Here is a 13214-nt window from a genome sequence, read left to right on the forward strand (position 1 = left end):
CGCGATCAGAACGGGAAATGAACATGCGTCTTCTGAGCAAGTCACTCGGAGCGACCGCTGCTGCAATGGTCCTGGCCCTGGCCGGCGCCGTGCAAGCGGAGGATCTGCCGATCATCGGCCAGCCCCTGGACAAGGGGATCGGGTTCCAGCCGGCCTCGACCATCGTGGCCGAGCATACCTTCGCGCTGGAGCACATGATCCTGATCATCATTTCGGTGATCGTGGTGTTCGTGACCGGGCTGCTGATCTGGGTGATCGTGCGCTACAACCAGCGCGCCAACCCCAAGCCCGCGAGCTTCACCCACAACAGCCCGCTGGAGATCGCCTGGACGCTCGTGCCGATCCTGATCCTGGTGTTCATCGGCGCCTATTCGCTGCCCGTCCTGTTCAAGCAGGAAGAGATCCCGGTGGCCGAGGTCAGCATCAAGGCGACCGGCAACCAGTGGTACTGGTCCTATGAATACCCGAAGGAAGGCCTGTCCTTCGATGCCATGATGGTCGGCGCCGGCGAGAACCGCCTGACGCCCGAGGTCGAGGAACAGCTGAAGGCGATGGGACTGGGCAAGGAACAGTTCCTGCTGGCCACCGACAACGCCGTGGTCGTGCCGGTGGGCAAGATCGTGGTTGTCACCGTGACCGGCGCGGATGTGATCCACTCCTGGAAAGTGCCGGCCTTTGGCGTGATGCAGGATGCGGTGCCCGGACGCCTGGCGCAGACCTGGTTCAAGGTCGACAAGGAAGGCATCTATTTCGGCCAGTGCTCGGAACTGTGCGGCAAGGACCATGCCTACATGCCGATCATGGTGAAGGCGGTCAGCCCGGAAGCCTATGACCAGTGGGTCACCGAAATGGGCGGCACCGTGGCCGATGCCGGCGCGGCCCCCTCGACGGTGCAGGTCGCGTCGAACTGAGACGGCGCCCCTTTTCAGGGCCGGCCCGGCAGCGGGGCGGCCCCATCCTTCCACCAGACGGCAGAAGATGACTGACCTGAGCTCCTACGAAGGCACCGGCGAGGCGCAGTTCGGCGACTATGTCGCCCTGCTGAAGCCGCGCGTGATGTCGCTGGTGGTGTTCACCGCCCTGGTCGGCCTTCTGGTGGCGCCGGTCCACGTTCATCCCGTGGTGGCGCTGGCCTCGATCCTGTTCATCGCGCTTGGGGCAGGGGCCTCGGGCGCGCTGAACATGTGGTGGGATGCCGACATCGACCAGAAGATGCGGCGCACCCGCAGCCGGCCCATTCCAGCAGGCCGCGTGGCTCCGGGCGAGGCGCTTGGCCTGGGGCTGGCGCTGTCGGGCATCGCGGTGGTGATGCTTGGTCTGGCGGCGAACCTGCTGGCAGCTGGCCTGCTGGCCTTCACCATCTTCTTCTACGCCGTGGTCTATTCGATGTGGCTGAAGCGGCTGACACCGCAAAACATCGTGATCGGCGGCGCGGCCGGGGCCTTCCCGCCCATGATCGGCTGGGTCTGCGCCACGGGCTCCGTCTCGGTCGAGGCGGTGCTGATGTTCCTGATCATCTTCATGTGGACGCCCCCCCATTTCTGGGCGCTGGCGCTGTTCCTGAAGGGCGATTACCACAACGCCGGCGTGCCGATGCTGACCGTGACCCACGGGCGCAAGGCGACGCGGGCGCATATCCTGGCCTACACGCTGGCGCTCGCGCCGGTCGCCGTGGGCGCCGCTTTCACCTCGATCGGCGGGCCGGTCTATCTGGCGGTGGCGCTGGCGCTGAACGGCTGGTTCATCCTGGGCGCCGTCCGCATCTGGCGGCGCGACGAGGCGATGGCCGAGGCCGACAGCTATGCGGTGGAAAAGGCGTTCTTCCGCTTTTCGCTGTACTACATGTTCCTGCACTTCGTGGCCTTCCTGGTGGAAGCGGCGCTGAAGACGCAGGGCCTGGGAGGCTGGTGACATGGCATTCAAGCCCGCCCATGAAATGCACCGCCGCCGGTTCGGTCGGAACGTCGGCCTGGGCGTGGCGCTGGCGGCTTTCGTCGTGCTGGTCTTTGCGCTGACCGTGGTGAAGGTCACCGGGGGCGATCCCATGCGCGCGGTTTCGGGTGCTCCCGAGGCGCCGGCAGAGGGCACGCCATGACGCCGCAAGCTCGCACCGGGTTCATGCTGGGCGGCATCGTCGCCGTGATGGTCGGCGCCTCCTTCGCGGCGGTGCCGTTCTATTCCTGGTTCTGCAAGGTGACCGGCTACGGCGGCACCACGGGCGAGGCGCTGGCCGCCCCCGGCGAGATCCTGGACCAGACGATCCGCGTGAACTTCGACGCCTCGCTGGAACGGGGGATGCCGTGGGAGTTCAAGCCCGTGCAGATCTCGATGGATCTGCGCATCGGCGAAACCGGCATGGCCTTCTACGAAGCCTACAACCCCACCGACCGGGTGGTGGCGGGCACGGCAACCTTCAACGTCACGCCCGATGCCGCCGGCGGCTATTTCGACAAGATCGCCTGCTTCTGCTTCACCGAACAGGTGCTGAAACCCGGCGAGCGGGTCGAGATGCCGGTGACCTTCTTCGTGGACCCCTCGATCGTGACCGATCCCGAAGGGCGCTTCGTCAAGGAGATCACCTTATCCTATACTTTCCACGAAACGCCCCTGCCCGAGGAACAGGCCGCCCTGGCCGGGGACGACGGCAAGTCCGTGAACTGAGACCGACCGCTCCGGCCCGCCAGAGGCCGGACGCAACAACGAGGGAACCGACATGGCGCATGCCAAGAACCACGACTACCACATCCTGCCGCCGTCGATCTGGCCCTTCCTGGGTGCCGTGGGCGCCTTCGTCATGCTGTGGGGCGCGGTCCACATGATCTCGCCGCAGATCGAGGATCGCCAGCCCTGGGTCTTCCTGATCGGCCTGGCGCTGGTTCTTTACGTGATGTTCGCCTGGTGGTCGGATGTCATCAAGGAAAGCCTGGCAGGCGATCACACGCCGGTGGTGGTCATCGGCCTGCGCTATGGCTTCATCATGTTCATCATGTCGGAAGTCATGTTCTTCGCGGCATGGTTCTGGAACTTCTTCAAGAACGCGCTGTATCCCCTGGGTCCGGAGTATCCCATGGTGGACGGCCCCTGGCCGCCCGCCGGGATCGAGACCTTCGACCCCTGGCACCTGCCGCTGATCAACACGCTGATCCTGTTGTGCTCGGGCGCGGCCGCCACCTGGGCGCACCATGCGCTGGTGCACGAGAACAACCGCAAGGACATGAAGAACGGCCTGATCCTCGCGATCCTGCTCGGTGTGCTGTTCACCTTCTTCCAGGTCTACGAATACAGCCACGCGGCCTTCGGCTTTGCCGGAAACGTCTATGGCGCGTCCTTCTTCATGGCGACCGGTTTCCACGGCTTCCACGTCGTGATCGGGACGATCTTCCTGACCGTCTGCCTGATCCGCGTCTACAAGGGCCACTTCACCCCGGAAAAGCACGTGGGCTTCGAAGCCGCCGCCTGGTACTGGCACTTTGTTGACGTGGTCTGGCTGTTCCTGTTTGCCGCGATCTACGTCTGGGGCCGCTGACCGCCCCTGCCTGACGGCATGAAGCGCGGGCCCATGGGCCCGTGCTTTCGTTTGAAGGACCGCCATGACACGCCGCTTCCTTGTCGCCCTGATCTTCGGCCTGGCCGGCGCGGCCGTGCTGATCGGTCTGGGCATCTGGCAGATGCAGCGGCTGGCCTGGAAAGAGGCGATCCTGGCCGAGATCACCGCGAAGATCGGGGCCGATCCGGTGGCGCTGCCGCCCGCGCCTGTCACGGAAACCGAGGCACTGCGCTATCTGCCCGTCACGGTCTCAGGCCGGTTGACGGGCGAGACGCTGCGCGTGCTGGTCAGCCGCAAGGAAGTGGGGCCAGGCGTCCGCGTGATCGAGGTGCTGGCCCTGGCCGACGGCCGCCGCGTGATGGTGGACCGGGGCTTCCTGCCCGATGCGCGCAAGGACGATGTCCTGACGGCGGGCGAGGTCATTGTGACGGGCAACCTGCACTGGCCGTCCGAGGTGGACGGCTTCACGCCCCCGCCCGACCCGAAGGCCGGGCTGTGGTTTGCCCGCGACGTGCCAGCCATGGCGGCGGCCCTGCAGGCCGAGCCGGTGCTGGTGGTGGCGAAGTCAGACACCGGCGACGGGATCGAGCCGATGCCGGCCGATACCAGCGGCATCCCCAACGACCATTTCGGCTATGCGATCCAGTGGTTCGGCATGGCAATCGTGTGGCTGGGGATGACAGCCTATCTTCTCTGGCGTATCAGACGCCGGACAGTGTGAAGGTTTGACGATGCGATACATCTCTACCCGCGGCGCGGCCCCGACCTTGAGTTTCGCCGAGGCGATGATGACGGGCCTGGCGCGGGACGGCGGGCTTTATGTGCCCGAAACGGTGCCGCAGATGGCAAAGGCCGAGATCGCGGCGCTGGCGGGCCTGCCCTACGAAGAGGTGGCCTTCCGCGTGATGCGCCCCTTCATCGGCGGCGCGTTCACCGATGAAGAGTTCCACGGGCTGATCGAGAAAGCCTATTCCGGTTTCGGTCACGCCGCCCGGGCACCGCTGGTGGAACTGGCCGCCAATCATTTCCTGCTGGAACTGTTCCACGGGCCGACGCTGGCCTTCAAGGACTTTGCCATGCAGATCATCGGCCAGATGATGCAGGCGCAGCTGGCCAAGACCGGGGAACGCATCACCATCGTCGGTGCGACCTCTGGCGATACCGGCTCGGCCGCCATCGAGGCGTTCCGGGGGCTGGCCAATGTGGATGTGTTCATCCTCTTCCCGCATGGCCGGGTCAGCGAGGTGCAGCGCCGACAGATGACCACGCCCGCCGAGACCAACGTGCATGCCCTGGCGCTGGACGGCGATTTCGATGATTGCCAGGCCCGGCTGAAGGACATGTTCAACGACTTCGCCTTCCGCGACGGCGTGCGGCTGGCGGGGGTGAACAGCATCAACTGGGCGCGGGTCCTGGCGCAGGTGGTCTATTACTTTACCGCTGCCGTGGCGCTTGGCGCGCCGCACCGTCCGGTCAGCTTCACCGTGCCCACGGGGAATTTCGGCGACATCTACGCCGGCCATATCGCCCGTGCGATGGGCCTGCCCATCGAGCGGCTGGTGATCGCCACCAACCAGAACGACATCCTGGACCGGGCGATGCGGTCGGGCGTGTACGAGACGAAGGGCGTCGCGCCCTCGATCAGCCCGTCGATGGACATTCAGGTCTCATCCAACTTCGAACGCGCGCTGTTTGATGCCTATGGCCGCGACGGCGCCGCCGTGGCGCAGCTGATGGGCGAGCTGAAGGCCGGGCGCTTTGCCATCAGCCAGGGCGCGTTGCAGCGCCTGCGCGAGGAGTTCGGGTCGGGCCGGGCGTCGGAAGACGATACACGCGCGACCATCGCTGCAACGCTTGTCGCGACGGGCGAACTTCTGTGCCCCCATTCCGCAGTTGGGGTGAAGGTTGCGTCCGAGCATCTGTCAGAGGTGCCGATGATCACGCTGGCCACCGCCCATCCGGCCAAGTTCCCCGATGCGGTCGAAACCGCGACCGGCATCCGCCCGGCCCTGCCACCGCGCATGGCCGACCTGTTCCAGCGGCCCGAACGGGTGACGCGGGTGCCGAACGACCTGGCCGCGCTGGAGGCGCTGGTGCGCGCGCGGAAGGGGGCCTGAGATGCTGCGGACCACGACGCTGCCCAACGGCTTTCGCATTGTGACCGAATCCATGCCGGGCCTCATGTCGGCCTCGGTCGGGCTGTGGGTGACGGCGGGCGGCCGGCACGAGCGGGCCGAGCAGAACGGCATCGCGCATTTCCTGGAACACATGGCCTTCAAGGGCACGGCCCGGCGCACCGCCCTGAAGATCGCCGAAGAAATCGAGGACGTGGGCGGTTACATCAACGCCTATACCTCGCGCGAGATGACGGCCTATTACGCGCGGGTCCTGGCGGGCGACGTGGCGCTGGCGCTGGACGTGATTTCCGACATCGTGCTGAACCCGGCCTTCCACGCCCAGGACATCGAGACCGAGCGTCATGTGATCCTGCAGGAAATCGGCCAGGCACTGGACACGCCCGACGACATCATCTTCGACTGGCTGCACGAGGTCGCCTATCCCGACCAGCCCTTCGGCCGCACCATCCTTGGCCCCGAGGAACGCGTCAGCGCCTTCTCGCGCGAGGATCTGACGGGCTTCGTGGGCGAACACTACGGGCCCGACCAGATGATCCTGTCGGCTGCCGGCGGCGTGGACCACGAGTCCATCGTGGCGCAGGCCACGGCCATCTTCGGCGCGCTGAAGCCGGTGGGCGATCTGGGTCTGGCCCCGGCCCGCTTTGCCGGCGGCGAGCGGCGCGAGGTGAAGGACCTGGAGCAGGTGCATTTCGCCCTGGCCTTCGAATCGCCCGGCTACCGCGACGACACGGTCTACACCGCGCAGGTCTATGCCACCGCACTCGGCGGCGGCATGTCCAGCCGCCTCTTCCAGAAGGTGCGCGAGGAACGCGGGCTCTGCTATTCGATCTACGCGCAGTCCGGCGCCTATGAGGATACCGGCCAGGTCACCATCTACGCCGGCACCTCCGAGGACGAGATCGGCGAACTGACCCAGCTCACGCTGGACGAGCTGAAGCGCTCGGCCGACGACATGGGCGAGGCAGAGGTGGCCCGCGCCCGCGCGCAGCTCAAGGCCGGGATGCTGATGGGGCTGGAAAGCCCGTCGAACCGGGCCGAACGCAACGCGCGGCTTCTGTCGATCTGGGGCCGGGTGCCCGACGTGGCCGAAGCCGTGGCCAAGATCGACGCGGTCAGCACGGGCGCGGTGCGCGACTGGGCGGGGGCCATGCTGTCGGCCCGTTCGGCGCTGGCGCTTTACGGCCCGGTCTCCGGTGCGCCGGGGCTGGAGGCGATCCGCGGCAGGCTCGCCGCCTGATGCTGGGATTTCGCCGGCGCCCGAAGCTGGAGTCCGAGCGCCTGACGCTGCGGCTGCCCCAGCATGGCGACTGGCGGGCCTGGAGCGAGCTGCGCGAAAGCTCGGCCGCCTTCCTGACCCCCTGGGAGCCGACCTGGTCGCCCGACCATCTGAGCCGCAAGGCATTCACCAACCGGGTCTATTGGGCGCAGCGCGCCGAAGCCTCGGGCGCGGCGCTGCCGCTTCTCCTGATCCGCCGCGAGGACCAGGCGCTTCTGGGCGCGATCACGCTGGACAACATCCGCCGCGGCCCGGCCCAGGCCGGAACGCTTGGCTACTGGATGGGGCAGGTCCATGCCCGCCAGGGCTTCATGCGCGAGGCGATCCAGGCCGTCGTGCACCATGCTTTCAACGTGATGGACCTCAGCCGCATCGAAGCCGCCTGCCTGCCCGAAAACGCGCCCTCGCGCGGCGTGCTGGAGAAGAGCGGCTTCAAGTACGAAGGCGTGGCGCAAAGCTATCTGCAGATCAACGGCCGCTGGCGCAACCATGTGCTCTACGCCAACCTGCGCAGCGACCGCCGGGGCCGCACCGATGTGGGCTAGTCCCGCGCGCCGGCCGGATGCCGGCGCATGACCCGCCGCGTGGCGCTCTTGCGCGGGGTAAACGTGGGCGGGGCGGGCAAGCTGCCGATGGCCGGGTTCCGTGCGCTGCTGCAAGGCCTGGGCTTCGCACGCGTCGAAACGCTGATCCAAAGCGGCAACGCGGTGTTCCAGGCGGATGAAGAGGCGACGGCACTGGAAGCCGCGATCCGCGACGCAATCGGCCGGCACTATGGCTTTGCGCCCGAAGTCTTCCTGCGCTCCGCCTCTGAAATGGCCGCGGCGGCCACAGATCACCCCTTTGCCGGGGCCGAGGGCAAGGCGGTGCATGTCTTCTTCCTGCGCGAAGCGCCGGTGCTGGACGAGGCGGCGCTCAGGCTGGCGGCTGCGCCGGGGGATGCCTGGGCGGTGGCGCCCGGTCGGGTGACGGTCTTCCTGCCCGCTGGCATCGGCCGGTCAAGGCTGGCCGAGCGCCTGGCGCGGCAACTGCCTGCGCATACGGCACGCAACCTGAACACCGTGGCCAAACTGGCCGCCATGGCGGCCGGCTGACGCAAGCGTGATCGCCGGTTTGGCTGACCCTAGGTCAGGATCAGGCTTCCCTGATCCGGAGGTTGACCGATGCTTCGCCTGCTTGGCCCGCTGGCCGCCCTTCTTGCGCTTGCCCTGCCGGCCCATGCCCGCATCCCCTCGCATTGCATCGCCCTGGCCGATGCGGGGCCCGAGCGGGTGATGACGGCGGCCTTCGGCGACCCGCTGGCCGAGGATGCGGTGCGCATCCGCTATCTCGATCACGCCTCCTTTGCCATCGAGGCGGGGGGTCTGCTGGCCGTGACCGACTACACCGGATGGATCGGCAACCCCGATGTGGTGCCGGACGTGGTGACGATGAACAACGCCCATTCATCGCACTGGACCGACAACCCCGATCCACGCATCCCGAATGTGCTGCGCGGCTGGCCGCAAGAGGGCCAGCCGGCCTGGTACGAGCTGGATCTGGGCGAGATGCTGGTGCGCAACGTCACCACCGACACGCGGGGACCGTTCGGCGAAGGCGCGCGGGCGGATGGCAATTCGATCTTCATCTTCGAGGCAGGGGGGCTCTGCATCGGCCATCTGGGCCACCTGCACCAGATCCCGAGCCCGGCGCAATATGCGGCCATCGGGCGGCTGGACGTGGTGATGGTGCCCGTGGACGGTGGCTACACCATGGACCTTTCCTCGATGATGGGGGTGGTCAAGGAATTGCGGGCCAGCATGGTCATTCCGATGCACTGGTTTTCCGGCGCCTCGCTCGAGACCTTTCTGACCGGCATGTCCGCCGAATTCGAGGTGGTGAGGTCAGAAGGGCCAGAGGTCGAGGTCACGCTGCAAAGCCTGCCCGACCGGCCGACCATCGTGGTTCTGCGCCCGGCCTGGCTGCCCTGACCCCTTGCACCCCGCGGGGCGGCGGCGGATTGTGGGCCCATGCTGATGGATTGCTCCCCCGCCTTTGTCGAAACGCTGGCCGGCCTTCTGCCGCCCGGAACACTGCGCGCGCCCGAGCCGCGCGATCTGGAAGAGCCGCGCGGACGCTGGACGGGGCAGGCTGGCGCCGTCGCCCTGCCGCGCAGCACCGATGAGGTGGCGGCCATCGTGCGGGCCTGTGCGGCGGCGCGGGTGGGCATCGTGCCCCTGGGTGGCGGCACGGGTCTGGTGGGCGGGCAGGTGATGCCCGAGGGGCCATTGCCGCTGGTCGTCTCGCTGGAGCGGATGGTGGCCTGCCGCGGTGTCTGGCCCGAGGAGAACGTGCTGGTGGTCGAGGCCGGCATGGTGCTGGCCGAGGTGCAGGCGCAGTCAGAGCGGGTGGGGCGGCTTTTCCCGCTGTCGCTGGCCTCGGAAGGCTCGGCCCGGATCGGGGGCTGCCTGTCCACCAATGCCGGGGGCACGGGGGTGCTGCGCTATGGCAATGCCCGCGACCTGTGCCTTGGGATCGAGGCGGTGCTTCCCGACGGGTCGGTGCTGCATGGGCTGAAGCGGCTGCGGAAGGACAACACCGGCTACGACCTGCGCCACCTGCTCATTGGCGCAGAGGGGACCTTGGGCATCCTGACCGCCGCCAGCCTGAAGATGGTGGCGCCGCCCTCGGGCGTGGCCGTGGCGATGCTGGTGGTCGAAAGCCCCGCTGTGGCGCTGGACCTGCTGGCCCTGGCGCAGGGGCGCTTCGCCGGGCTGGTCTCGGCCTTCGAGCTGATCGCTGGGCAGGGGCTGCGCTTCCTGACCGAGACAATGCCCGAGGTGCGCCAGCCCTTCGCCGTGGCCCCCGACTGGTCGGTGCTGGTGGAACTGGGTCTGCCCGCAGGGCTGGACCCGGAAGGCGCGATGGCAAGCCTTCTGGACGAGGCGATGGAGGCGGGGCTGGTCAGCGACGGGGTGGTCGCCGCCTCGGGCGCACAGGCCCAGGCGCTGTGGCAGGTGCGCGAGTCGATCCCGCTGGCCAATCGCAAGATCGGGGCGGTCTCCAGCCACGATGTCTCGCTGCCCCTGTCCGAAGTGGCGGGCTTCATCGCCGAGGCCGACCGCGAACTGGCGGCCTTCGGCGACCTGCGGGTCAACTGCTTCGGGCACCTTGGCGACGGAAACCTGCACTACAATGCCTTCCCGGCGGTGGGGCGGGGCCGGGAAGAGTATGACGGAAAGGCCGTCCAGCGGCTGGTGCATGATCTGGTCCATGCACGGGGCGGCTCGGTCAGTGCCGAGCATGGGGTGGGGCGGCTCAAGGTGGGGGACCTGACCCGCTACGGCGACCCGGCCCGGCTGGCCGCGATGCGCGCCATCAAGACGGCGCTGGACCCTCTCGGCATCATGAACCCCGGCGCGGTGCTGGGATAGGGCGCCCGAACCCGGCCCCTTGGTCAAGGTGCCGTGAATCCAGCGGTTTGCGGGAACGGAGTTTGCGGCAAGGATCGGTCCTGCGGTCAGAGGCAGGCTCCGGGCCGACAGGATGACGACACGGTGAATGAAATCCCTGAGGCTCGTGCCGTCGGAGTCTCGGCCGCCACCAGTCGAAACGGCGGGTGTGACTCATCCAGAAATGCGCGCGCGCGGCGCCTCTCGCATGGTGACGAGAAGTGTTAAGTCCAAGTTAACTTGGGCGCGTAAGTCATTGATAAAAAATGGATCAGCAAAGCGTCCGAGCTCGGACGCCCCCTCGGACGCCCTGGGGCCTCAGCTCTTGTGGTCCCGCGGCCCCCGGGCTTCGGGCAGGCTGATCCGGGCCACCTGCTCGGCAATCGGGTCCACCGACAGGGGGTGCAGCTCGGCCGAATGGTCCGCCGGGTCGCCGATCTCCTGCCAGCGGCCCCCCTTATAGATCTCCAGGGCCGAAAACCCGGCCTTGTAGCCCATCTTCCGGCTCCCCGGCACCCAGTAGCCCAGGTAGACATAGGGCAGCTTGGCCTCCCGGGCGATCTCGACGTGGTCGAGGATCAGATAGGTCCCCAGGCTCATGCGGGTCAGGTCCGGGTCATAGAATGAATAGACCATGGACAGCCCGTCATCGAAGACATCGGTCAGGCAGACCGCCGCCAGCGCCCGCCCCTTTTCCCCCGCCTCCGCCGGCCGGGTATACTCGATCACCCGGCTGCGGATCGGCGTCTCCTCGATCATGGCCGCGAACTCGAAGATATCCATGTCGGCCATGCCCCCATCGGCATGCCGGTGGTCCAGGTAGCGCCGGAACAGCGCGAACTGGTCCTCGGTCGCCCAGGGACTGGTGGCATTCCGCCTCAGCGCCCCGTTCCGCGCCATCAGCCGCCGCTGTGTCCGGTTCGGCTCGAAATCCTCCACCCGGATGCGGGCGGAAAGACAGGCCGAACACTCCGCGCAAGAGGGCCGGTACAGCACGTTCTGGCTGCGCCGGAACCCCTGCTTGGACAGGGTATCATTCAAACGCTGCGCATGGTCCCCCTGCAGCGCCGTGAACAGCTTCCGCTCCATCCGCCCGTCAAGGTACGGACAGGGCTGCGGAGCGGTCACATAGAACTGCGGCGCAATGGGAAGGGTGTGGCGCATCTTGGGAGCGAGAGGTGGACAACCCCCTCACGTTAGCAAGCCCCAATGCAGCCGCCAAGCGCCGAGTTCAACGATCAGACGGCCGATTGATCGCAACCGTTCCCAGCACCATGTCGGTCAAGCCCTGACCGCGCGGGCTGAGGATCATGAAGGCGACCGAAATCAACTGAGGGAAGACGAAGGCCATCGAGATTGTATAGCCCAACGTGTGGCCAAGCGCGGTGGCCACGTCCAGTGGACGGCCCCACCGGTCAAGCAGCATGATGCCAAAGAGCCGCATCCCCCAGGTTCCGGCCCCGCGCGAGATGGTGACCCAGCGGTAGAGGAACCCCACCGCGAGGAACAGGGCGCCCAGGAAGAACAGACCCAGGAAAGCCGTGAAAAGCACCACCACCGCGGTCAGCGCCGAGATCACGACGAAATCCACGATCCAGGCCAACCCGCGCTTCAGCGCGACACCCGAATAGAACTCGGAATGGCGCACAGGATCGGGCAACATCGTTTCGGAATAGAAGGTCATCGGTCACTCGTGCTGATGTATCGGTGAAGATGATGCCCCGGCCGAAGCCGGAGCATCTGCGATCAATAGGCGCCAGGCGCAGGCGCGTCACCCTGCGGCGCAGCCGGAGGCGTGCTGCGGGCGGCGCGGGCACGGTCGTCCATGAAGGCGTCGAATTCCTGCTTGTCCTTGGCTTCGCGCAAGCGCTGCAGGAAAGTCTCGAACGCTTCCTGCTCTTCCTCCAGCCGACGCAGCGTTTCGGCCTTGTAGGCATCGAATGCCACGTTGCCCGAGGGGCGCATCGCGCTGAACATGTGGTGACGCCGGCGCGACATCTCTTCCCAGTTGCGGGCATTGCGGCCCTGGCAGGCGGAACGGTTGAACATGCGTTTGCTCCAGATCATGTAGGCAAGGATGGCAAGGCCGAGCGGCCAGAACAGGACGAAGCCCAGGATCATCGCGGCGATCCAGGCGGGTTTGCCGCGATCGTCCAGCCAGGCTTCCGTCCGGCGGAACCAGCCGGAGGGGCGCTCCGGGGCAGCGGTGTACGAAGTTGAGTACATGGGCGGTCTCTCCGGTAAGAACATGTGAATGCTTTTCACATGAGCGAAGATGCTCCCGGCAAGACGCTGCTTCAAGAGGTATGTGAAACTATTTTACATGTCTGCCGGGGCTGGCATGGCAAAGCTGGCAAGCCGGGCACCGCTGATCCGCAAAAGCACCGTTGGTTCCACCGGAAAGATGTGTCTCGGCGTGCCGGCAGCGGCCCAGACACAGCTGAAATCCATCAGCCGCGGGTCGGCCCAGGCGGGCAGTGGACTGAGGTGCCCGACCGGGGCTACCCCGCCGATGGCAAAGCCCGTGACCTGCCGCACCAGCATTCCATCGGCACGTCCCATCGGCTCGCCCGTCAGGTGGGCGGCGGCCTCTGCATCTACGCGGTTGCCGCCTGCCGTCAGGAACAGGAACAGACCACCGGTCGTCTCTCCCCGGAACAGGATCGACTTCACGATCTGGTCCAGTTCGCAGCCGGCCGCGGCCGCCGCCTGCTCGGCGGTCCGCGTTTCGGCTCCGGTCTCCAGCACCTCGGTCGCAATCCCCGCCGCTTCGAGTGCCGCGATAACCCTTTTCAGGCTCTTGCTCATGGGTCCTCCGTTTC

16 protein-coding genes are annotated in these 13214 nt (G+C 67.0%); 12 read left to right on the forward strand and 4 right to left on the reverse strand.

Going from position 1 to position 13214, the window contains the following annotated elements; genetic code table 11:
• Positions 1-17 precede the first annotated feature (17 nt).
• From coxB to JO391_RS04585, 12 genes are all read left to right on the forward strand, one after another.
• A complete protein-coding gene (gene coxB, locus JO391_RS04530) occupies positions 18-911 on the forward strand; it encodes a cytochrome c oxidase subunit II (RefSeq protein ID WP_220663004.1) in 894 nt (297 codons plus the stop codon).
• 67 nt (positions 912-978) lie between these two features.
• The gene (cyoE, locus tag JO391_RS04535) at positions 979-1911 is read left to right on the forward strand and encodes a heme o synthase (RefSeq protein WP_220663005.1); all 933 of its coding nucleotides are present in this window, start codon (positions 979-981) and stop codon (positions 1909-1911) included.
• Position 1912: 1 nt separating this feature from the next.
• Complete coding sequence (locus tag JO391_RS04540) at positions 1913-2095, forward strand: cytochrome c oxidase system small membrane protein (protein ID WP_220663006.1); 183 nt, start codon at positions 1913-1915, stop codon at positions 2093-2095.
• Entirely contained in the window at positions 2092-2661 is a 570-nt protein-coding gene (locus tag JO391_RS04545; protein ID WP_220663007.1) for a cytochrome c oxidase assembly protein, read from the forward strand. Before JO391_RS04540 ends, JO391_RS04545 begins: the two co-directional genes overlap by 4 nt.
• A gap of 52 nt (positions 2662-2713) precedes the next feature.
• On the forward strand, positions 2714-3526 hold the full coding sequence (locus tag JO391_RS04550) for a cytochrome c oxidase subunit 3 (RefSeq protein ID WP_220663008.1): 813 nt from the start codon (positions 2714-2716) through the stop codon (positions 3524-3526).
• 64 nt (positions 3527-3590) lie between these two features.
• Complete coding sequence (locus tag JO391_RS04555; RefSeq protein ID WP_220663009.1) at positions 3591-4268, forward strand: SURF1 family protein; 678 nt, start codon at positions 3591-3593, stop codon at positions 4266-4268.
• A gap of 10 nt (positions 4269-4278) precedes the next feature.
• Positions 4279-5664, forward strand: a complete 1386-nt coding sequence (gene thrC / locus JO391_RS04560) for a threonine synthase (RefSeq protein WP_220663010.1) — start codon at positions 4279-4281, stop codon at positions 5662-5664.
• Between the two features lies 1 nt (position 5665).
• Complete coding sequence (locus tag JO391_RS04565; protein WP_220663011.1) at positions 5666-6922, forward strand: M16 family metallopeptidase; 1257 nt, start codon at positions 5666-5668, stop codon at positions 6920-6922.
• Positions 6922-7506 (forward strand): GNAT family N-acetyltransferase, encoded by a 585-nt coding sequence (locus tag JO391_RS04570; RefSeq protein ID WP_220663012.1) that lies wholly within the window; start codon positions 6922-6924, stop codon positions 7504-7506. Before JO391_RS04565 ends, JO391_RS04570 begins: the two co-directional genes overlap by 1 nt.
• A 27-nt stretch (positions 7507-7533) precedes the next feature.
• Positions 7534-8055 (forward strand): DUF1697 domain-containing protein, encoded by a 522-nt coding sequence (locus JO391_RS04575; protein ID WP_220663013.1) that lies wholly within the window; start codon positions 7534-7536, stop codon positions 8053-8055.
• 69 nt (positions 8056-8124) lie between these two features.
• Positions 8125-8931 (forward strand): MBL fold metallo-hydrolase, encoded by an 807-nt coding sequence (locus JO391_RS04580; protein WP_220663014.1) that lies wholly within the window; start codon positions 8125-8127, stop codon positions 8929-8931.
• Between the two features lie 39 nt (positions 8932-8970).
• Positions 8971-10374, forward strand: a complete 1404-nt coding sequence (locus JO391_RS04585) for an FAD-binding oxidoreductase (protein ID WP_375155684.1) — start codon at positions 8971-8973, stop codon at positions 10372-10374.
• A 336-nt stretch (positions 10375-10710) separates the two neighbouring features.
• Here JO391_RS04585 and JO391_RS04590 read toward each other — a convergent pair whose 3' ends face one another.
• From JO391_RS04590 to JO391_RS04605, 4 genes are all read right to left on the reverse strand, one after another.
• Positions 10711-11556 carry an arginyltransferase gene (locus JO391_RS04590; RefSeq protein WP_220663015.1) on the reverse strand — a complete coding sequence of 282 codons (846 nt, stop codon included), beginning with the start codon at positions 11554-11556 and terminating at the stop codon, positions 10711-10713.
• Positions 11557-11623: 67 nt separating this feature from the next.
• A complete protein-coding gene (locus tag JO391_RS04595; protein WP_220663016.1) occupies positions 11624-12076 on the reverse strand; it encodes an RDD family protein in 453 nt (150 codons plus the stop codon).
• Between the two features lie 62 nt (positions 12077-12138).
• Positions 12139-12618, reverse strand: a complete 480-nt coding sequence (locus JO391_RS04600) for a DUF2852 domain-containing protein (protein ID WP_220663017.1) — start codon at positions 12616-12618, stop codon at positions 12139-12141.
• A gap of 93 nt (positions 12619-12711) precedes the next feature.
• The gene (locus JO391_RS04605; RefSeq protein WP_220663018.1) at positions 12712-13200 is read right to left on the reverse strand and encodes a YbaK/EbsC family protein; all 489 of its coding nucleotides are present in this window, start codon (positions 13198-13200) and stop codon (positions 12712-12714) included.
• Positions 13201-13214: the final 14 nt, after the last annotated feature.

This window comes from Neotabrizicola shimadae (assembly GCF_019623905.1).
In the GTDB taxonomy this organism is placed as follows: domain Bacteria; phylum Pseudomonadota; class Alphaproteobacteria; order Rhodobacterales; family Rhodobacteraceae; genus Neotabrizicola; species Neotabrizicola shimadae.